This is a genomic window from Qipengyuania atrilutea (genome assembly GCF_013370205.1).
Taxonomy (GTDB): domain Bacteria; phylum Pseudomonadota; class Alphaproteobacteria; order Sphingomonadales; family Sphingomonadaceae; genus Actirhodobacter; species Actirhodobacter atriluteus.
The window spans coordinates 182,428-201,723 of the sequence record NZ_JABWGV010000002.1; the positions used below are offsets into that span (position 1 = coordinate 182,428).

Below are 19,296 nucleotides of genomic sequence, written 5' to 3' on the forward strand. Positions count from 1 at the left end.
CGCATCTACGGCAAAAGCGGTGAATTTGCGCTGAATTGCTGCGTTAGCGCAGGCTCAGGCGGCAGTGAGTGCCGATGTCCGGTCGACTGGCGCAAGCGGCCGCCCGCTAGCTCGAATTTCCGATCCGCCGCCGCGGAAAGGCGCCCCCGGTGGCTGATTACAAGGACCGCACAGTCGCCGCGCAGCGCCCCGATGGCCGACGCGATAGCTATTTCGCTGTCGTCGTCGAGCGCGCTGGTCGCCTCGTCGAGGATCAGCAGGTCCGGCGTTCTCAGCAGCGCGCGGGCAAGCGCAATCCGCTGCCGCTCCCCGCCCGAAAGATGCCTAGAAGCCTCGCCGAGGTCGCAGTCGAGCCCGTTCGGCAAATCGAACACGAAGGTAGCGTTCGCCCGGTCGAGTGCGGCCACAAGTTCGCTTTCCTCGGCGTCGGCCGACCCCCAGAGCAGGTTGCCCCTGACCGTGCCGGAAAACAGCACCGGCTCCTGCTGCACATAGGCGACCCGGCGGCGCCATGCCTGCCGTTCTTCGGAGCCGAGCAGCTTGCCGTCGATAAGTATCGTCCCGGCATCCGGCGCGAGCAATCCTGCGGCAAGGTCGGCGAACGTGCTTTTGCCCGCACCGGATGGCCCGGAAAGCGCGACGATCTCGCCATGGCCTATGCTGCAATCGATGCCGGCAAGAACCGGGGTGCCCCCGCGGTGCCCGTAATGCACGCCGCAAAACGTGAGGCGCTGCGCGAGCCGGATCGGAGCGGGCGCTGACATGCGCGGCTCGGCATTCGCTTCCGCTTCCGCAATGACGGCGCGGGCTTGGTCGAGCGCCGGTGCGGCATGGTTCCACTGCTGCCAGTGCTCGAGCAGCGCGCCGAACTGGCTGGCCGAGCGCGCGGCAACGGCGACGAGCGGCAGGAGCGCGGACATCGCAAGCAGCCGGTATTCGCTCGCCGCGAAGACCAGCGCCGCCAGCGCCGCGGCCATGGCGATCTGGAAGGCAGCGCGGGCAAGCGCCGTATGCTCCAGATAGCGCCGCTCGGCATCGCGAAGTCGCCCGAAAACGGCGGCTGTCTCGTCACGGCTGCGCCGTTCGCGTCCGTAGCTTTTGACGATCCGCAGCGCGCCGAGCATTTCTTCGAGCGATGCATGGAGCGCTGTGTAATGCCGCCCCGTCTCCGCCCCCCAATGCCGCGCGCGGCGGCGCACGACGCCGTAGAGCAGCGCCAGTAAGCCAGCGACCGCGATCATGATAGCCGCAACTGCCGGCGCGATCGCCAACGCCGCCAGCAGTAGCGCCGCGCACAGCAGCGACAGGCGCAGCAGCCCGGTCAGCAGAGTGACCGCATAGGATACCCGGTCGATGGTCGTGATGAGCAGCGCCCGGTTTTCCGCCTGGTGCATTTTCGACAACGCGCTCCATTCGGCGTTCAGCAGGCCTTCCACTGCCCGCAAGCGCAGTCCGTCGACGATGCGAACGGTCAGGTCGAGCGATCTTATGCGGTAAGCGTAATCGAGCGCGGCGCGAAGGGCGACCAGCGCCACGAACAGCGCGAGTGTGAACCCCAGCCCAGTCAACCACTCCGCCAACCAGGCAAGCTGACCCGGCAAAGCCGCGCTTCCGGCAAGATACGCCGCGAGCGGGACCAGCAGCATGAAGCCCGCCCCCTCGCTCGCCGCCATCGCCAGCGACAGCACGCAGAGCACCGTAATCCGCCGCCATGAGGCGAGCCGAGCCAGTTCGGACCATGCGGCGGTTTGCATGAACGCGTTGTGCGGCAACCGCTCGCCGCACTCAAGGGCGGCCGATATACCTTACTCGTTCGAACCGTGGGTAAAGCGGTAGAAGCTGGCCATCAGGATCGCCCCGGTGAGCGCGTGGAAGTGACGGCGGATTACGCGCGGGTCGGCAGGTGTGCGGTCCGGCCACTCCTCAAGCAGCTTAAGCCCCGCCTCGACATCAATGAGGCGCTTTAAGACATCGTTGTGGCGCATCCGCTCGAACTCGGCGCGCAGTCCGGGCAACCGCCGCGTCATGCGCAGATGCCAGTCGGCGTTGTGCTGACCGTAGTCGGTGCTCGCCGCCTGCTCGGCAGGCATCCGGTTCGCTGCCATGCGCCGGGCGAGAAAACGCTGCACCCCGCCGCGCACGAACTGGTCCGTCGGCAGGCCCGCGCAATATTCGATGAGCGGGCGGTAGGCGGTCACGTCGCGCATCTTGAGACCGTAGACCTGCTCCGCCGCGTAATGTTGCTCCGCGCCCAGATCGTGCGAGCGCCAGATGAAATCGAGCCATTCGCGGCGCGAGCGGAACCACTCGCCGCGCCGCAGATCGCCGGTGCGCTCCGCAAGCCGGTCGAGGCCGAGCGCCTCACGCGCTTCGGGGCGAATTAGCGAAGCCTGCGCATTGAGCGGCTCCTGCGTTCCGTGGACCACGCTTCGCGCATAGTGCCGCACGGGGGCGGGAAGCTGTGGAAGGAAAGACCGGGCAAGCAGGCGTCGCCACATCGGTCGGCCGTCCCCGGGATGGTCGCGCAGCATCCGCCAGAGCTCGCTCCAGCGCCCTTGCTTAGCAAATTCGAGATAGGCCCACCGCCCGTCCTGGCTGAACGAATTGTTGCCCATCGCCGCGTGGAACAGCCAGTCGCAGCCGTTCTTAGCCGCATCGAGCGAAGGTCCGTGGTAGGCCGCCGAAATCGCCATACCGGGCCGCGCTATATCGCAGGCGGCCATGAACTTGTCGGCCAGTCCGTCGAAATCGATCCCGTCATTGTCGCTGAAGTGCGGATCGAGCCGCCGATGCATCGAAGCGAAGGCGCGAACGCGCGGCTCGTCGTCGTTGAACAGGCCCGGCGCAGCGGTATCGGCAAAAGGGTGCTGCGGGACGAAGGTAAAACTGTGTAGGCGCCGGTCGTCCGGTAGTTGCCGCAGCATTCCGTCCGCGACGATCGCAGAGTCGAGCCCGCCTGACAACAGAATGCCGGGCCGCTTCGCCGGAGCAAGCGCCGCACGGACAGCGTCTGCGAGAAGTTCGTTCGCCTGCTCGACGTAATCGCTGTCTTTCGCAAAGCGCGTGTGCGGCACGTCGTGCGGATCGTACCAGCGGTGCGTCTTCGCGCTTCCGTCCGGCGCAACGTCCACGATTGCGCCGTGCGGGACGTACTGCAAGCCTTCGTAGAAGTAACCGCCTTCGTGGTTCTCGATCCAGAACAGGCTTTCGGCAAGTTGGTCCGGCTTCAGCCGTTTCGGAAAGCCGCAGGCGAACAGGGGGCGCGGGATGTTGCAAGCGGCGCGCACGTCGTCCTTCGCCATCCAGAACAGCGAGGGTCCGTTCCACGGCGAACGGGCCAGCCGCATCGACCGATCGGGGCGGATGACGATGGAGGTGTACTGCCCGATAACGAAGCTGTCTGCGTCCGCACCCAAGGTAGCCACCGCCGCGGCGTAGAGCGCGTCGTCCGCCAGATGCTCGCCCGTGCCGATGCACTTCGCTAGGTCCGCCCGGTTGTCGATCGCGCCGTCGAAAAGGGTTGTGAGCCCGCTTTTGTGCCGTGCGGGCGACCAGCCCCGGGCGAAGCCGCCCGATGATGCCCGGGGTACCGGCAGAAAAGCGGCGTCGATGTGGTCGTGCGACCAGCTTTGCGCCGAAGCGCCGGCGAACAGGCCGAGCGACGACGTCATACGGTCGGGCCGGAACCACGCAGGCGGACTGGCGACATGTACGGAAGCGGCGATCATGCGGCCGCGATCCGCCTAGCTGGCGATGGGAACGCCCTTGCCGCTCGCGCCCTGATCGAGGTTCGCGCCGGGCTGCGCAATATCGCGCACCGTGCCGAGCCGCCGCAATTCGGGCTTGCTCCACGTCGGGCGGGCGGTTTCGGAGGCGGTCGTTTCAGGCATGGTCTCGCTCGTGGCTGTCCAGGATAGGTAACGCGCTACCCCGTCATTCGCAAGACGGGCCTCTGCCGCTACGCTCGACCCTCCTTGCGGACGAGGCCGGCGGCGGTCAGTTCGCCGAGAAAGTCGCGCACCTCACGTTCCATCGCTTGCGCATCGCCTGCAAAACCGGCGGCAGCCTCAGCAGCGATTTCCGCCTCGCCGCGCCTACCGTCGATGGCGCCCCAGATTGCGCGCGCCGATCCTTCGAGCGACAGCAGTTCGCCGCCTTCCATGTCGAGCAGGATCAGTTCGTCATCGACTTCGGTCGCCAGAAAGCGCTCGGTGCATTTTCGGTAAGCCGTCATGGCACCGGTTCTGGACCAGCAGCCAGACCGTTGCAATCGCTCCCCGGCTGGGAACGGTGTGGAAAAGAGGCGGCTAGCGGCTTGTGAGGCCCCCCACCCACAATATATCGCCGCCAGTGGTCGCACGCGCTTTTCCGTCAGTCTTCCACGTCAGGTCGTCCCGAATGACAAGCCCGCTGATTTCTCCCTCCATCCTGTCCGCCGATTTCGCGCGGCTCGGCGAGGAAGTGCGCGCAATCGACGAGGCCGGCGCGGACTGGATCCATATCGACGTGATGGACGGGCATTTCGTACCGAACATCACCATCGGTCCCGCGGTCGTGAAGGCGCTCCGCCCGCATACATCGAAGCCGTTTGACGTGCATCTGATGATCTCGCCCGTCGACCAGTATCTCGAAGATTTCGCGGAGGCCGGCGCGGACATCCTCACCGTCCATCCCGAGGCTGGACCGCATATCCACCGCACAGTGCAGGCGATCAAGGCGCTCGGCAAGAAGGCCGGCGTAGTGTTCAATCCGGCGACCCCGGTCGATACGCTCGACTACCTCATCGACCAGATCGACCTCGTTCTGGTGATGAGCGTCAATCCGGGGTTCGGCGGGCAGCGCTTCATCGAGAACCAGCTCGCCAAGATCGCCGACATCCGGTCGCGGATCGATGCATCGGGCCGTGACATTCACCTCGAAGTGGACGGCGGCGTCAATCCGGAGACGGCGCGTCGATGCATCGAGGCGGGAGCCGACGTGCTCGTGGCAGGCTCGGCGACCTTCAAAGGCGGGGCGGCGCAATATGCCGACAACATCGCGGCGCTGCGCCGCGAAGGACGGATGGCAGCATGAGCGTCGATCAGAAGATCGAGAAGGACAAGGCGGTGCGTGCGCCTGCCAGCGTCCAGCCAGCCCTGCCGCTCGAAAAGAAAAAACGCGAGCCGACGCGGCGCGAAACAGTCGAGGCGGAAGTGGTGGAACAGCCGCACACGCATATTGCGGACGATCAGCCGCTCGAACCATCCAAGTCGCTGGCGATCGCGGATTTCAGCGCGCCGCTCGGCAATCCGCTCGAAGCGTTCATGCGCTTCGCCTATGGCCTCGGCGTGCCGGGTTCGGTGCTGGCCTCGCCGTTTCGCAAGCCCGCCAAGCCACGGCTACTCGGTACCCCGCAGAGCCCGCTTGCCGGAGAGCGCGCGGCCGGGGTCGCCTTGCGAGCCGGACATTTCCTCGTTCACGGCCTCAAGGCGCCGCTGTCGCAGGTGGACATGGAGTCTTCCGCCCGGTTGACGCCGCCGTTCCAGCGCACGATCCACGGCTTCACCTGGCTGCCCGATCTTGCCGGATGTGCCCCGCGCGAGCAGTGCGTTCCGGTCGCGCAGCGCATCCTGACGCGCTGGCTCGACGCCAACCCGCAGCCTGCAAAGGGGCAGGCGTGGTCGGTCGAGAACACCGGGCGGCGCCTCTTGAACTGGATGGTCCACGCGCCGCTGCTCCTGTCGGGCGAAGACGAAGCGCTGCGGCTGCGGACGCTAGGTGCGATGGAGGATACGGCACGCTGGCTCGACCGGCATGTGAAGTCTGCGGATGACGAGCTTGGAGCGCTTGCCGGCTGGTGCGGTATCGTCGCGGCGGGCCTGCTGCTTCCCGACGGGCGCGCGCGGCTACTGTTCGGCGAGGCCGGGCTGATCCGCGCGCTCGGCGATCTGGCGAGCGAGGACGGCGGCGTCCTCTCGCGCAGTCCGCTCGCGCAGATGGATGCGATCGCGCTCCTGATCGACCTTACCGCCTGCTACGCGGCGATGGACCGCGATCCGCCGCAGGCGGTCGATACGATGATGGCGCTGCTGGTGCCGCCGCTGCTCGCGCTGCGGCACGGAGATGGGGGTCTCGGAAGCTGGCAGGGTGCCGGCGCAGTATCTGCCGCGCAGGTCTCTGCCTTGATCGATGCGAGCAATATCCGCGCCCGGCCGGGCAAGGACATGCGCCAGTGGGGCTATCAGCGGATCGGAGCGCGCAAGACGGTGCTGCAGTTCGATGCAGCGCCTCCTCCGCGCAGCAAGCACGCGCGCTTCGGCTGCGCCTCTACTCTCGCATTCGAGCTTTCGAGCGGCGCGCACCGGATCATCGTGAACTGCGGCGGGGCCGAATACGCTGGCGGACTGACGCCGGTACGGATCGAGCAGGGGCTGCGTGCCACGGCAGCGCATTCGACGCTGACGCTGGACGATGCGAACTCCACCGCAATCCTCATCAAGGGCCAGATCGGGAAGGGCGTCGAGGAAGTGGACATTGCCCGCGCCACCATCCGTCAGCGCGACATCGGTGCGGTGAAGCTGGAGGCGAGCCACGACGGTTACGCCTCGCGCTACGGGTTGCTCCACCGGCGCATTCTGATCCTGCGCGACGACGGCGAGGAACTGCGCGGCGAGGATTTGCTCGTGCCGCAGGGGAAGAAGGGCAAGCGCGGCAAGATCGGCTTCGCCATCCGCTTCCACCTCGGCCCGGGCGTCGAGGCAGGTCTCTCGGACGACAAGCGCGGCGTGGGGCTGGCGCTACCGGACGGATCGTACTGGCAGATGCGGCTCGGTAGCGATGCCGACGACGGCGAGATCGAAATCGAAGAGAGCTTGTGGATCGATGCGCAGGGCAAACCGCGCCCCACGCAGCAGATCGTGATCTGCGGGCTGACCTCACGCGGCGGGGGACGCTTTCCCTGGCTGCTCAAGAAAATGGGCTGAATTACTTTGCACGATAGTACGATCAAACGGGCGCTCCTGTCCGTATCCGACAAGACTGGTCTTGCCGAACTCGGCAAGGCGCTGGCTGAGCGCGGCGTCGAACTGGTTTCGACCGGCGGGACGGCGAAGGCACTTCGCGAAGCAGGGCTCGACGTGCGCGACGTATCTGACCTGACCGGCTTTCCGGAGATGATGGACGGACGCGTTAAGACGCTGCATCCCAAGGTGCATGGCGGTCTCCTCGCCATTCAAGACAATCCCGAACACGCTGCGGCGATGGACGAGCACGAAATCGGCGCGATCGACCTCGTCGTGGTGAATCTCTATCCGTTCGAGGCGACCGTCATGCGCGGCGCACCGCGTGAAGAGATCATCGAGAACATCGATATCGGCGGGCCGAGCATGGTGCGCTCCTCGGCTAAGAACCACGAATTCGTCACCATTTTGACCGACCCTGCTGACTACGGCGATCTGGTCGAGGAAATGGAGCGTGAAGGCGGTGGAACCTCTCATCCGTTCCGCAAGCGCATGGCCGGGAAGGCCTTCGCGGCGACCGCCGCCTATGACGCGATGATCGGCCAGTGGTTCGCCTATGCCGACCAGGCGGAGCGGTTCCCGGCCTCGGTCAGCATGACGCGTAAGCTCGCGGGCTCGCTGCGCTACGGTGAGAACCCGCACCAGCAGGCGGCGCTCTACCTGCCGTCGGGTCCGCACACGAACGGCCTTCCGCAGGCGGAGCAGGTGCAGGGCAAGGAACTGAGCTACAACAATTACAACGACGCCAATGCGGCGCTGGAACTGGCCGCCGAGTTCCGCGATGGCGATCCGGCAGTCGTTATCGTCAAACACGCCAACCCATGCGGCGTGGCGCAGGCAGGCAGCTTGCTTGAGGCCTACAAGGCGGCCTTCGCCTGCGACAGCGTTTCGGCATTCGGCGGGATCGTCGCGTGCAACCGTCCGCTCGACAAGGAGACGGCAGAAGCGATCGCGGAAATCTTTACCGAAGTCGTCGTTGCGCCGGGCGGGGACGAGGCCGCGCGCGCGGTCTTCGCGAAGAAGAAGAACCTGCGCCTGCTCTTGACCGATGGCCTGCCCGATCCGCGCCGACCGGGTCAGACGCTCGCGATTATCGCCGGCGGAATACTGGTGCAGGACCGCGACGCTGGCGCAGTTGCGGAAGGCGACCTCAAGGTGGTTACGAAGCGCGCCCCGACCCCGCAGGAAATGAAGGACTGCCTCTTCGCCTGGACGGTCGCGCGGCACGTCAAATCGAACGCCATCGTCTATGCGAAGGACGGCGCGACCGCAGGCATCGGAGCGGGCCAGATGAACCGCCGCGACAGCGCCCGGATCGCCGCGATGAAGGCCGAGGAAGCGGCCGAGACCTTCGGCTGGGACGCGCCGCGCACCAAGGGGAGCGCGGTCGCCTCGGATGCGTTCTTCCCCTTTGCGGACGGGCTGCTCGCCGCCGCCGAAGCGGGCGCGACCGCGCTCATCCAGCCGGGCGGCTCCATCCGCGACGAGGAAGTCATCGCCGCCGCCGACGAAGCAGGTCTTGCGATGGTGTTCACGGGAATGCGCCACTTCCGCCACTGATCGTCCGTTCGACGGAACGCCGACCGCGCCCGACCAGCGCGCGGGGCCGCGCCTTGCATCCAAACGGCCAAATCCCACGTAGCTGCCATATCGGACCTACCGAGAGGCGGGTTTGCCGAACCAAAGCTAAACGATGCATTCACTATATTGAAAGTGGCTTTGCGGTAGGTTCGAAACCGAAACGAGAAAAAGAAGACCAGAAAGATAACGCTATGAGCTTCCTCCGCTCCGACCTGTTCCGCAATTTCGCAATCGGCTTCGCCGTTGGCGGCGCGTTCGTCGTGTCGCAGGGCAATTTCGATCTCGGCGCTGTTATTCCGCAGGCGATGGCCGCGATTAACCTGTGAAGTTTCGCGTAGCTATCCTTTCAGCCGCTACCGCGCTGACGCTCTCGGCCTGCGGGCAGCCCGCGCTCGCGCTCGACAATCCGGTCGAGGCACCGGCTGCCGCTCGCAAGGCAACCGAAGGCTACGGCCTCAAGACTGCGATTTTCGCCGGCGGCTGTTTTTGGGGCGTCGAAGGCGTGTTCAGTCACGTAAAGGGCGTCCACAGCGCCGTCTCTGGCTATCATGGGGGCACGAAGCGGCAGGCTTCGTACAACCTCGTATCTTCAGGCATTACCGATCACGTGGAAGCGGTCAAAGTCACCTACGATCCCAAGGTCGTGCGGTATGACGAACTGCTGCAGATTTTCTTCTCGGTCGTTGCCGATCCGACGCTCAAGAACCGGCAGGGACCGGACCGAGGCGCGCATTACGATGCCGAGATCGTACCCCTCAGCAAGGAGCAGCGGACCGTCGCTGCCGCCTATCTCGGGCAGCTGAAGAAGTCGGGTTTGTGGAAGAAGCCGATCGTGACTTCGATCGAGCCGGCGCGCACCTTTTATGCGGCAGAGGACTATCATCAGGATTTCGCGGCGAAGAACCCGCGCCACGGGTATATTCAGCGTTGGGACAAGCCGAAGATCGCCGCGCTGAAGAAGTTTTACCCGAAGCATTACCGCGCCGAATTCAAGCGCGACTGACGCAGGCGCTGTCACGCCGCCGCGCTTGAATGCGCGTACGGCCGCGCCTATTTCGAGGTCCATGAACGCGCATTCCCACCATTCGCACGAAGAACACTCCGGTAGCGATCTCGTCGGCGCGGCCCGGCAATCGCTGACCGATTCCGGCGAACAGTGGACGGGTATGCGCGAAGCGGTTTTCGAGGAGTTGGCGCGGCACGAACGGCCCGCTTCGGCTTACGACATTGCGGACAATCTCTCAAAGTCGCGTGGCAAGCGCGTCGCGCCGAACAGTGTGTATCGCATTCTCGACCTGTTTGTGCGGACCAATCTCGCCAACCGGATCGAGAGCGCCAACGCCTATCTGGTGAACACCCATCCAGGCTGCCGCCATGACTGCATCTTCCTGATCTGCGACGAATGCGGCGCGGCCAGCCATTTCGACGACGACAAGCTCACCGGTGCGCTGCGCGACAGTGGCCGTCTGGAAGGCTTCAGCAATGTCCGCCCGGTGGTGGAACTGCGCGGCATCTGCAACGAATGCGCATAGCGTATCGCCGGTAAAAACGGTTCATCGACAAGCGCGCGTGCTCCGGCTAGACCGGGGTGATGAGCGAGAGACCCTCTACCCCGCTGCTCGACACCGTGAACGAGCCACCCCAGCTGCGGAAGCTGGACAAAGCCCAACTGCGGCAGCTGTCGGACGAACTCCGTGCCGAGATGATCGACGCCGTCGGATCGACCGGCGGCCATTTGGGCTCCGGTCTCGGCGTGGTGGAACTGACCGTCGCCATCCACTACGTGTTCAATACACCCGACGACCGGCTCATCTGGGACGTCGGCCATCAGGCCTATCCGCACAAGATCCTCACCGGGCGGCGCGACCGCATCCGCACGCTGCGGCAGGGCGGCGGGCTGAGCGGCTTCACCAAGCGCAGCGAGAGCGAATACGACCCGTTCGGCGCAGCGCACAGCTCGACCTCGATCAGCGCAGGTGTGGGCTTCGCGGTCGCCAACAAGCTCAACAGCCAGCCGGGCAAGGCGATTGCCGTCATCGGTGACGGCGCGATGAGCGCCGGCATGGCCTATGAGGCGATGAACAACGCCGAGCAGGCGGGCAACCGCCTCGTCGTGATCCTCAACGACAACGATATGTCGATCGCGCCGCCGGTCGGCGGACTGTCCGCCTATCTCGCGCGGATGGTATCCTCGAGCGAGTATCTCGGCCTGCGCAGCCTTGCCTCGCGCTTCGCCAAGAAGCTTTCGGGGAAGGTGCATTCGGGTCTCGAGAAAGCGGAAGAATACACCCGCGGGATGGTGACCGGCGGTACGCTGTTCGAAGAACTCGGTTTCTATTACGTCGGCCCGATCGACGGCCACAATCTGGACCACCTCGTGCCCGTACTCGAGAACGTCCGCGATAGCGGGCAGGGCCCGGTGCTCGTCCATGTCGTTACCAAGAAGGGCAAGGGCTACGAGCCCGCAGAATCGAGCGCCGACAAATACCACGGCGTCGCGAAGTTCGACGTCATCACCGGCAAGCAGAAGAAATCGAGCGGCGGACCGCCCAACTACCAGAACGTCTTCGGCGAAACACTCGCCAAGCTGGCTGAAACAGATAAGCGCATCTGCGCCATTACCGCCGCGATGCCGAGCGGGACCGGCGTCGACAAGTTCGCGCAGGCGCATCCCGACCGGGCCTTCGATGTCGGCATAGCCGAGCAGCACGGCGTGACCTTCGCCGCAGGCCTAGCCGCGCAGGGAATGCGGCCCTTCGCCGCGATCTATTCGACGTTCCTGCAGCGCGCCTACGACCAGGTGGTCCACGACGTTGCGATCCAGAACCTGCCGGTGCGCTTCGCGATCGACCGCGCCGGACTGGTCGGAGCGGACGGTGCCACGCACGCCGGCAGCTTCGATGTGACCTATCTCGCCACCTTGCCTAACTTCGTCGTAATGGCGGCGGCAGACGAAGCCGAACTGGTCCACATGACCTACACCGCAGCGGAATACGATGATGGACCGATCGCGTTCCGCTATCCGCGCGGAGCAGGCACGGGCGTCGCAATGCCCGACACGCCGCAGAAGCTGGAGATCGGCAAAGGCAGGATCATCCGCGAGGGTAAGAAGGTCGCGATCCTGTCGCTCGGCACGCGCCTGGCGGAAGCGGAGAAGGCAGCCGACGACCTCGAAGCGAAGGGCCTTAGCACCACGGTCGCCGACATGCGCTTCGCCAAACCGCTCGATACCGAATTGATCGAGCGCCTGATGCGCAGCCACGAGATCGTCCTGACGATCGAGGAAGCGGCAATCGGCGGCCTAGGCGCGCATGTTCTTACCTACGCGAGCGACAACGGGCTGACCGACAACGGGCTGAAGGTGCGCACCATGCGCCTGCCCGACATGTTCCAGGATCACGACGCACCCGAAAAACAGTACGACGAGGCGGGCCTCAATGCGCCGCAGATCGTCGAGACGGTCCTGACGGCCCTGCGCCACAACTCCGCCGGAGTGGAAGAGGCGCGCGCGTAACGCCTTCAGCCAAAAAGCCGCGCGAAGACATCGTTGAGTGCCTTCGACGAATAGGGTTTGACGAGGCAGGCGGCGATCGCCGGATGCTCTTCTTCGGCGATGTCGCTGTAGCCGGTCACGAGAATGACCGGCACTTGCGAACCCTGTTCGTGAAGCAACTCGGCCAGTTCGATGCCGGTCATGTCCGGCATCTTCTGGTCGGTCAGGACAACGTCGATATCCGCCGTTTCACGCATGATCCCCAGCGCCTCCGGTCCGGAAGTCGCCTGAAGTACCGTATGGCCTGACGAAGAGAGCATGCTGACCGTTCCGAGCAGCACGAGATAGTCATCCTCGACGACGAGAATCTTCAATTGCTCTGTCATGTCTCCCTCGGCACATGCAAAAACGGCCGCACGCGTGCCTTACGCGGCGGCTCGTTTGCGTCTCTGCTAAAAGAAGCGCGGCAGGGGGCGAACCGTTCCCGGAACGCCCCCCGCGCCTTACCAGTCGTAGGCCTTGGGCAGGTCGCTTTCGTCGAGGTCGCGGTAGCGCTCGCGCAGACGGGTCTGGTGGCTGACGAGGGGTTGCTCGACACCGTCGATGAACACCCGCTCCGGCGACGAGGAAACCTCCAGCGGGTCGCCGTCCCAGATAACCACGTCGCCCGCGGCGCCCGCGCGAAGGACACCGTAGCGATCCCCGTATCCGGCGATGGCAGCGGGGACCGAGCTGATGGTGGCGAAGGCTTGACCCCAAGTCAGTCCGCTTGCGCCCGGTATCTTCGAAAGCGCTACGAGATTGCCAGCAAATTGCGGCAGATTACGCGGCTGATCGCCGGTTCCGCCGGTCAGGCCCCCGATGGCCACTTGGACACCCGCCTGGACCATCCGCGGCACGTTGCTCTGCGTGGCGGCGAGCTGCTCGAAACTTGCGGGAAGATCGTCGAGCGGGTCGGCGATCACCGGTACGCCCGCAGCGGCGATGTCACGCGCGACCATCCAGCCCTCGCTTGCACCGACGAGTACGAGGCGCAGGTTGGGGAAGTCCCGCTTAAGAGCCAGTACCTCGCGAATGTCGGAGGCGCGCTCCGCATAAACGTACAGCGGCTGCTGTCCGTTCACGACGGGAACGAGTGCGGCCGCGTCGAAGCGCGACAGCAGGACATCGTCGCCGCGCTCGGTCTGGTTGTCGGCAAGACGCGGATCGAGCGGAATATCGTCGCCCGTGGTCTGCTCGGGCGGTCGCGACGGAACGCCGGAGATGCGCGAATCCGTACCGTACTGGCGGGCTTCGCGTAGGGCATTACGCAAAAGGGCGTGCGCGCTCGTGCGGCTGCCGCCCGCGATCCGTGCGCCGTATTCGCCGAGTGCCACGAACTGGAACGCACGCGGCTTTTCGATCATATCCGGGTCCGCGCCGAGATCGACGACGGCACCCTGACCGCCGAATATGGAACTCGACGGACGCGAGAATACGCTTGCGCGCGTAATGCCGCCCGCGCGGCTGATAGCCACATGCTGAGAAGCAGGGTTGAGTGCTGGGGCGACATCGAGCGCGGCGCCAAACGGCGAGTCGCCTGCTGCCTCGTCGTTGCTTTCCTCGACCGCACCGACATCCCACAGGCCGAGCGTCGACATCGCCGAGAAGAGGCCGGGCGTTACCCATTTGCCGCTACCGTCGATCGTCTCCATTCCGCCGGGAACGGCAACGTCGCGCCCTGCGGCGACGATCTGTCCGCCGCGCACGACGACCGTGGCACCTTCGACGGGATCGCTGCCGTCACCCGTGGCGAGCGTGACGCCAGTAATTGCCATATCCTGCGCCGAAGCGGCAGCGGGCAGGGCGATCAGCGCGAGAGCGGCGAGTAATTTGCTGCGGATGCTCATTTCACGTCTCCTTCGCCCGGCTGGCCAAGCTCGAAGTCGCTGATCGGCCTTCGCCTCCGGTCCATCGCATCATACATCAGCGCGCCGTCGATCCAGACCTTCTCTGGCCGCGAATAGACCGACAGGGGATCGCCGTTCCACAGCACCACGTCGGCCATCTTGCCGGTTTCGAGGCTGCCGGTCATGCCGTCGATGCCCATCGCCTTCGCCGGGTTCAAAGTGAGCCAGCGGATGACTTCCGCATCGGGAATGTCGATCCCCATGCGCGCACCGGCAGCCTGTGCCTTCGCGGCTTCTTGGTTAAGGCGCTGGATGCCGTTCTCGTCGTCCGAATGGATAACCACGCACGCACCTGCCTGCGACAGCAGCGCGCCGTTTTCGGGAATGCCGTCGTAGCTTTCCATCTTGAAGCCGTACCAGTCGGCCCAGATGGCGCTGCATACGTCATTTTCGCGTAGCAGGTCGCCAATCTTGTAGCTTTCGACCGCGTGGTGAAACGCGCTGACCTTGTAGCCCATCTCCTTCGCCATATCCATGACGAGCGCCATTTCATCGGCGCGGTAGCAGTGGTTGTGAACGAGGATCTCACCGTCGAGCACACCGGCCAGAGTCTCGTTCTTGAGATCCCGGTCGCTGCGGTCTCCGGTCGCATATTCGCGCGCGTCGAGCCACGTCTGGCGGTTGACGGCGAAGTTGCCCATGCGGGTCGACGGCTTCTGGCCGCGGCTGCCGTAGACACGCTTGGGGTTTTCGCCGCACGCCATCTTCATGCCGTAGGGCGCGCCGGGGAACTTCATGCCCTGCACCGTGCGGCTCGGCACATTCTTGAGCGTGACAGAGCGGCCGCCGACGAGGTTGGCAGAGCCCGGTAGGATCTGCAGCGCGGTAATGCCGCCATTGGCGAGCGCGCGCGAGAAACCGGGGTCCTGTGGCCAGACCGAATGCTCCGCCCATACGTCGGGCGTGGTCGGGCTAGTCGCTTCGTTGCCGTCGGAATGCGCGTCCACGCTGGGCGTCGGATAGTCGCCCAAATGCGAGTGAATGTCGATGATACCCGGGGTCACGAACTTCCCGCGGCCGTCCATGACCGTATAGCCGTCGGTCGAAAGCGATGCGTCGCCCACGCCAACGATCTCTCCGTCCGAGAACAATACCGTACCGTTGTCGATCCGGCCGCCCTTGCCGTCATAGACGGTGGCTCCGACCAGCGCGGTGGGCGTGCCGGGATAGGCTTCGTAGGTCGAGGCGTAGGGCGCACGGCCATCGACGCCGAGCGGCGCAGCCTCGCTGCTGCTCGCGCTGGACGCGGTGTCGTTCGAACTATTGGTGGTCGCGCAGCCGGTTACGGCGAGCGCTGCCAGTGCGATTGCGGGAAGAAATTTGCGGTCGGTCATCTGTTCCGGTCCGATAGGAGTTGCTGCAATGAAAAGGGCCGGGGCTTTTCCGCCCCGGCCCAGTGTTTTTCAAACCTTAGCGGTTTTCCTCGTGCTTGCCCGGCGCCTGAGGAGTGGTGGAGGGATGCATGCCCGCTTCCTGCGCCTCGAGACCGGCTCCGGCCTGACCGTCGAGGTCGTCGTCCACCGTCTCGTCGACCAGCGTGTCGAGATGCATCAGCTTCTTGATCAGCGGGCTGACCACCATGACCGCGACGCCGATAGCTACGGCGTACCAGCCGACGGTCGAATAGACGCCGAGTACGACCTGCTTGCCCGCTTCCTCACCGACGCCTTCCGCGCCGGTCGCCGCTGCGATCAGGCCGGCAGCGAAGTTACCGGTAGCCGAAGCGAAGAACCACGTACCCATGATCAGCGAGGCCATGTGAGCCGGGCTGAGGCGGTTCATCGCGCTTAGGCCGACGGGGCTCAGGCAGAGCTCGCCGGTGGTGTGCAGCAGGTAGATCAGGAAGATGAAGATCACCGGCGTCGGAACGCTGACGCCGACGCTCTGCGATCCCCATACGAGCACCAGGAAGCCCAGGCCCACCTGGATGATGGCGAGGCCAAACTTCAGCGGGGTCGAGGGCTCCGCGCCCTTGCGTGCCAGTCCCTGCCACAGCATCGCGAACAGCGGCGCCAGCAGCACGATGTAGATCGCGTTGATCGACTGGAACATCGAGGCGTTGACGCCCTGCGTATCGACGTGGCGGTCGGTGAACAGGTTGAGCGAGGAACCGGCCTGTTCGAACAACGCCCAGAAGACGATGGAGGCGAGGATCAGGAACATTGCGGCGAAGATGCGGTCGCGCTCTTCGGAAGGCAGTTTGGTAACCGCCGTGAAGAGCACGTACAGCACAAGGCCGCCGCCGAACGCGCCAAGGACGTATCCGACCAGTTCCTGGTACTGGATCGCGGTCCAGCACAGCGCGACCATCAGCAGGCCCGCGCCGTAGATGACCCATTCCTTGCCGCCGGCAATCTTCGCCGGATCCTTCGGTTCGCCCTTGCCGAGAAGCAGCGGCTTGCCGAGCACGAAGATGACTAGACCGAGCAGCATACCGATACCGGCAAGGCCGAAACCGTACTGCCAGCCGTATGTCTGGCCGAGGTAGCCGCAGATGATGGAGGCAGTCGCGGCGCCGACGTTAATGCCCATGTAGAAGATGGTGTAGGCGGGATCGCGGCGCAGGTCGGTCCGGCTGTAAAGCTGTCCGACGATCACCGAGATATTGGCCTTGAGGAAGCCCGAGCCAACGATGATCAGTGCCAGCGCCAGCCAGAATACGTTGATCATCGGGTTGTCCTGGCCGAGCGAGCCGTCTCCTTCAAACGCCATGAAGAAGTGGCCGAACGTCAGCAGGACCGCGCCGAACAGCACCGCCTTGCGCTGGCCGATGTACCGGTCGGCGAGGTAGCCGCCGACGACCGGCGTGATGTAGACGAGCGCGGTGTAGGCACCGTAGATGATCGAGGCTTCGCTATCGGTGAACAGCCAGTGCTGGACGAGATAGAAGATCAGCAGCGCCCGCATGCCGTAGTAGGAGAAGCGCTCCCACATTTCGGCCAAGAAAAGCAGGAACAGCCCCTTGGGATGACCCACGACTTCCGGCTGCGGACGCGTGATGATGACGATACCGCCGATAAGAAAAGCGGCCAATGCGATCACGGCGATGCGGAAGGCCCACATCTCGAACGCGGAACCGAAAGTGAAGAAAACGCCTTCAATCATGACGAAAGATTATCCCTCGATCGTTGTCGGCCCGCCGTCCGCGGACCCTCCCCGAAAACGCGCACCCTAACGTTTGTTTCGTTCATGTGAAGCTCTAGTTTCAGGCGAAACGGTTGAAAACGCGGTCGACCGGTTCAGGCGTTTGCCTCGGACCCGAACCTGCGGAACTTGACGCGCATCGGTGTATTATGGCACTGAAGCACCGAAAGGCTCCCACCATGTCGCAGCAGTCCCGCCCCGTTTACCTCAAGCTTCGCGATCTCATCGCGGCCGGCATTATCGAGGGGCGCTACAAGGAAGGTGACATGCTCCCGTCCGTGCGCGCGATGGCGGCAGAGCAGGGTGCCAACCCGCTGACGGTGGCCAAGGCCTACCAGCAGTTCCAGAGCGACGGCATGGTCGCGGTCCAGCGCGGGGTGGGAATGTTCGTGGTCGAAGGCGCGGCGCAGCGGCTTTACCGCATCGAGCGGGAGCAGTTCCTGCGCGAGGAATGGCCCGCCATCCGCGACCGCATGGAACGGCTCGGCATCGACCCGGCCGACCTCCTTCAAAGCGCCTGAAGGTACTACGGAAGCGAAGACTGCTCTTCGATTGCTAACAGGGGCTTGCTGCAACTTTTATGGATATGTTAAGCAACCTGGGATAACCGCGTCCACACTTGCAAGAGTGATGCGATGTGAGGTCGCTGGCGCTGCCACTCAGGGCAATGGTGCGCCAATTCGAAGCCCGCGTTGCGAAGTCGCGTCATAAGCGGCGGTGGAGACATATTGATGATCAGATCGGAACTGTTGCAGGCGCTGGCCAAGGACAATCCCGAACTGCGAGCCGAAGAGATCGAGCAGGTGGTCGATATCTTCTTCGACGAGATCGCCAAGCGGCTCGCCGACGGCGGACGGGTCGAATTGCGCGGGTTCGGAGCCTTCTCGACGCGCGAACGCGCACCGCGCGAGGGCCGCAACCCGCGAACCGGCGAAACCGTTTCGGTCCCGGCCAAGCGGGTCCCCTATTTCAAGCCGGGCAAGGAAATGCGCAAGCTTCTGAACGACTAGCGCGCAGCTCACGCCGACTTAGCTCCGATCCGTCTCTTGCCTTGCCCATGCGCGCACTCGCCATTAAGCGCGAAGCGTCAGCGGGTGTGGCGGAATGGTAGACGCCGGGGACTTAAAATCCCCTGATCCTTGATCGTGCGGGTTCGAGTCCCGCCACCCGCACCAACATTTATTGCACGCAATCGAGAACGCCGCAAAGGGCTGTTTTAGCCGGGCATTAACCCTTGCCTCCTAGCCTTGAGGACATCTGCAGGGCCGACCCCTGCCGATCCTGTCCGGAGGAGGCCGGCAAAGGGAAACTCGCTCAATGGATTTTCAGTCAGCGCCGCGCAGTTTGTCAGTTGATACGGATGACGAAAGCGGCGAACAGCGCGGAGCGAAGCGCTTCACCTCGCTGATCCGCGCCGCAAAACTGGTCTGCGCGCAGGGCGAGTTCGTCTGCGTGATTCGCGATGTCTCGGCGACCGGCGTCAGCGTGAAGATATTCCATCCGCTGCCCACCCGGCTGCCGATGACGCTGGAGCTTCAGAACGGCGACAGTTTCGACATGCACCTCGTGCGGCAAGAAGCCGGTCAGGCGAGCTTCCGCTTCACGAAACGCGTCACGATCGAGCGGCTGTTGAAGGACGACTGGAACTATCCCAAGCGCCAGCTGCGCCTCGGCATCCACCTGCCGATCAAGATCGTCATGCTGACGGGCCGCAAGGACGCGATGATCAGCAACCTGTCGCAGCAGGGCGCGCGGCTCGAGACCGACGAGATCTTCGCGGTCGACCAGACGGTTCGCATTGAAACCGACGCCTTGCCGGAAATTCGGGCCACCATCCGCTGGCGGCGCGATTCGCTATATGGCTGCGTCTTCGACAAAACTTTCTCGATGAGCGAATTCGCGCAGCTTGCCGTGTCGCTGCAGTGTCCGTTCCTGCTCGAGCAACCCTATGGCGGGCCGGAGGTTTAACCGCTTTCCCTGCAGGCTTTCTGCGCTTGCCTTCGGTTTTACATCCCCGGTTAGGCTTCCTTTAACCAATATCCTTCACTCCTCGAAACATGGTCGGCGCAGCGTTTCGCGCCAGTCGTGGCTCCCAGGCGGGGCAGCATCAGTTCGAGGGGGAAATAATGTC

The 19,296-nt window shown here is 64.5% G+C and carries 18 protein-coding genes and 1 tRNA gene; 11 read left to right on the forward strand and 8 right to left on the reverse strand.

Annotation, left to right across the window (positions count from 1 at the left end):
- Positions 1-5: 5 nt before the first annotated feature.
- The 4 genes from HUV48_RS05925 to HUV48_RS05940 all read right to left on the reverse strand — a co-directional run bounded on the left by HUV48_RS05925 (position 6) and on the right by HUV48_RS05940 (position 4,234).
- Entirely contained in the window at positions 6-1,754 is a 1,749-nt protein-coding gene (locus tag HUV48_RS05925; protein WP_176266878.1) for an ATP-binding cassette domain-containing protein, read from the reverse strand.
- A 51-nt stretch (positions 1,755-1,805) separates the two neighbouring features.
- Positions 1,806-3,728: an asparagine synthase-related protein gene (locus HUV48_RS05930; RefSeq protein ID WP_176266879.1), complete on the reverse strand. Its 1,923-nt coding sequence runs from the start codon at positions 3,726-3,728 to the stop codon at positions 1,806-1,808.
- A gap of 15 nt (positions 3,729-3,743) precedes the next feature.
- On the reverse strand, positions 3,744-3,890 hold the full coding sequence (locus tag HUV48_RS05935) for a hypothetical protein (RefSeq protein ID WP_176266880.1): 147 nt from the start codon (positions 3,888-3,890) through the stop codon (positions 3,744-3,746).
- 68 nt (positions 3,891-3,958) lie between these two features.
- Positions 3,959-4,234, reverse strand: coding sequence for a PqqD family protein (locus HUV48_RS05940; RefSeq protein WP_176266881.1), 276 nt, complete (start codon positions 4,232-4,234; stop codon positions 3,959-3,961).
- A 164-nt stretch (positions 4,235-4,398) separates the two neighbouring features.
- On the opposite strand from HUV48_RS05940, the gene rpe reads away from it, so the two are divergent.
- The 7 genes from rpe (at position 4,399) to dxs (ending at position 12,093) form a co-directional block, all read left to right on the forward strand.
- A complete protein-coding gene (gene rpe / locus HUV48_RS05945) occupies positions 4,399-5,073 on the forward strand; it encodes a ribulose-phosphate 3-epimerase (protein WP_176266882.1) in 675 nt (224 codons plus the stop codon).
- Positions 5,070-6,962, forward strand: a complete 1,893-nt coding sequence (locus HUV48_RS05950; protein ID WP_176266883.1) for a heparinase II/III family protein — start codon at positions 5,070-5,072, stop codon at positions 6,960-6,962. Before rpe ends, HUV48_RS05950 begins: the two co-directional genes overlap by 4 nt.
- Before the next feature lie 6 nt (positions 6,963-6,968).
- A complete protein-coding gene (gene purH / locus HUV48_RS05955) occupies positions 6,969-8,558 on the forward strand; it encodes a bifunctional phosphoribosylaminoimidazolecarboxamide formyltransferase/IMP cyclohydrolase (protein WP_176266884.1) in 1,590 nt (529 codons plus the stop codon).
- A gap of 212 nt (positions 8,559-8,770) precedes the next feature.
- Positions 8,771-8,905 carry a hypothetical protein gene (locus HUV48_RS14495; protein WP_263970489.1) on the forward strand — a complete coding sequence of 45 codons (135 nt, stop codon included), beginning with the start codon at positions 8,771-8,773 and terminating at the stop codon, positions 8,903-8,905.
- Positions 8,902-9,582, forward strand: a complete 681-nt coding sequence (gene msrA / locus HUV48_RS05960; protein WP_176266885.1) for a peptide-methionine (S)-S-oxide reductase MsrA — start codon at positions 8,902-8,904, stop codon at positions 9,580-9,582. The genes HUV48_RS14495 and msrA overlap by 4 nt, the downstream gene beginning before the upstream one ends.
- A gap of 61 nt (positions 9,583-9,643) precedes the next feature.
- Positions 9,644-10,111: a Fur family transcriptional regulator gene (locus HUV48_RS05965; protein WP_176266886.1), complete on the forward strand. Its 468-nt coding sequence runs from the start codon at positions 9,644-9,646 to the stop codon at positions 10,109-10,111.
- Between the two features lie 59 nt (positions 10,112-10,170).
- Positions 10,171-12,093 (forward strand): 1-deoxy-D-xylulose-5-phosphate synthase, encoded by a 1,923-nt coding sequence (gene dxs, locus HUV48_RS05970; protein WP_176266887.1) that lies wholly within the window; start codon positions 10,171-10,173, stop codon positions 12,091-12,093.
- Positions 12,094-12,098: 5 nt separating this feature from the next.
- Here the strand turns inward: dxs and HUV48_RS05975 are convergent, their stop codons facing one another.
- The 4 genes from HUV48_RS05975 to HUV48_RS05990 all read right to left on the reverse strand — a co-directional run bounded on the left by HUV48_RS05975 (position 12,099) and on the right by HUV48_RS05990 (position 17,126).
- Positions 12,099-12,458, reverse strand: a complete 360-nt coding sequence (locus HUV48_RS05975) for a response regulator (protein ID WP_176266888.1) — start codon at positions 12,456-12,458, stop codon at positions 12,099-12,101.
- A 117-nt stretch (positions 12,459-12,575) separates the two neighbouring features.
- Positions 12,576-13,961 carry an amidohydrolase family protein gene (locus HUV48_RS05980; protein ID WP_176266889.1) on the reverse strand — a complete coding sequence of 462 codons (1,386 nt, stop codon included), beginning with the start codon at positions 13,959-13,961 and terminating at the stop codon, positions 12,576-12,578.
- Positions 13,958-15,355, reverse strand: a complete 1,398-nt coding sequence (locus HUV48_RS05985) for an amidohydrolase (protein ID WP_176266890.1) — start codon at positions 15,353-15,355, stop codon at positions 13,958-13,960. Before HUV48_RS05985 ends, HUV48_RS05980 begins: the two co-directional genes overlap by 4 nt.
- Before the next feature lie 76 nt (positions 15,356-15,431).
- The gene (locus HUV48_RS05990) at positions 15,432-17,126 is read right to left on the reverse strand and encodes a peptide MFS transporter (RefSeq protein WP_176266891.1); all 1,695 of its coding nucleotides are present in this window, start codon (positions 17,124-17,126) and stop codon (positions 15,432-15,434) included.
- 218 nt (positions 17,127-17,344) lie between these two features.
- Here HUV48_RS05990 and HUV48_RS05995 point away from each other — a divergent pair, with 218 nt between their 5' ends.
- From HUV48_RS05995 to HUV48_RS06010, 4 genes are all read left to right on the forward strand, one after another.
- Positions 17,345-17,686 carry a GntR family transcriptional regulator gene (locus HUV48_RS05995; RefSeq protein WP_176266892.1) on the forward strand — a complete coding sequence of 114 codons (342 nt, stop codon included), beginning with the start codon at positions 17,345-17,347 and terminating at the stop codon, positions 17,684-17,686.
- Between the two features lie 210 nt (positions 17,687-17,896).
- Positions 17,897-18,175, forward strand: coding sequence for an integration host factor subunit beta (locus HUV48_RS06000; RefSeq protein ID WP_176266893.1), 279 nt, complete (start codon positions 17,897-17,899; stop codon positions 18,173-18,175).
- An 80-nt stretch (positions 18,176-18,255) separates the two neighbouring features.
- Positions 18,256-18,340, forward strand: a tRNA-Leu gene (locus tag HUV48_RS06005).
- Between the two features lie 142 nt (positions 18,341-18,482).
- Positions 18,483-19,133 carry a PilZ domain-containing protein gene (locus tag HUV48_RS06010; RefSeq protein WP_176266894.1) on the forward strand — a complete coding sequence of 217 codons (651 nt, stop codon included), beginning with the start codon at positions 18,483-18,485 and terminating at the stop codon, positions 19,131-19,133.
- The last annotated feature ends 163 nt before the right edge of the window (positions 19,134-19,296 follow it).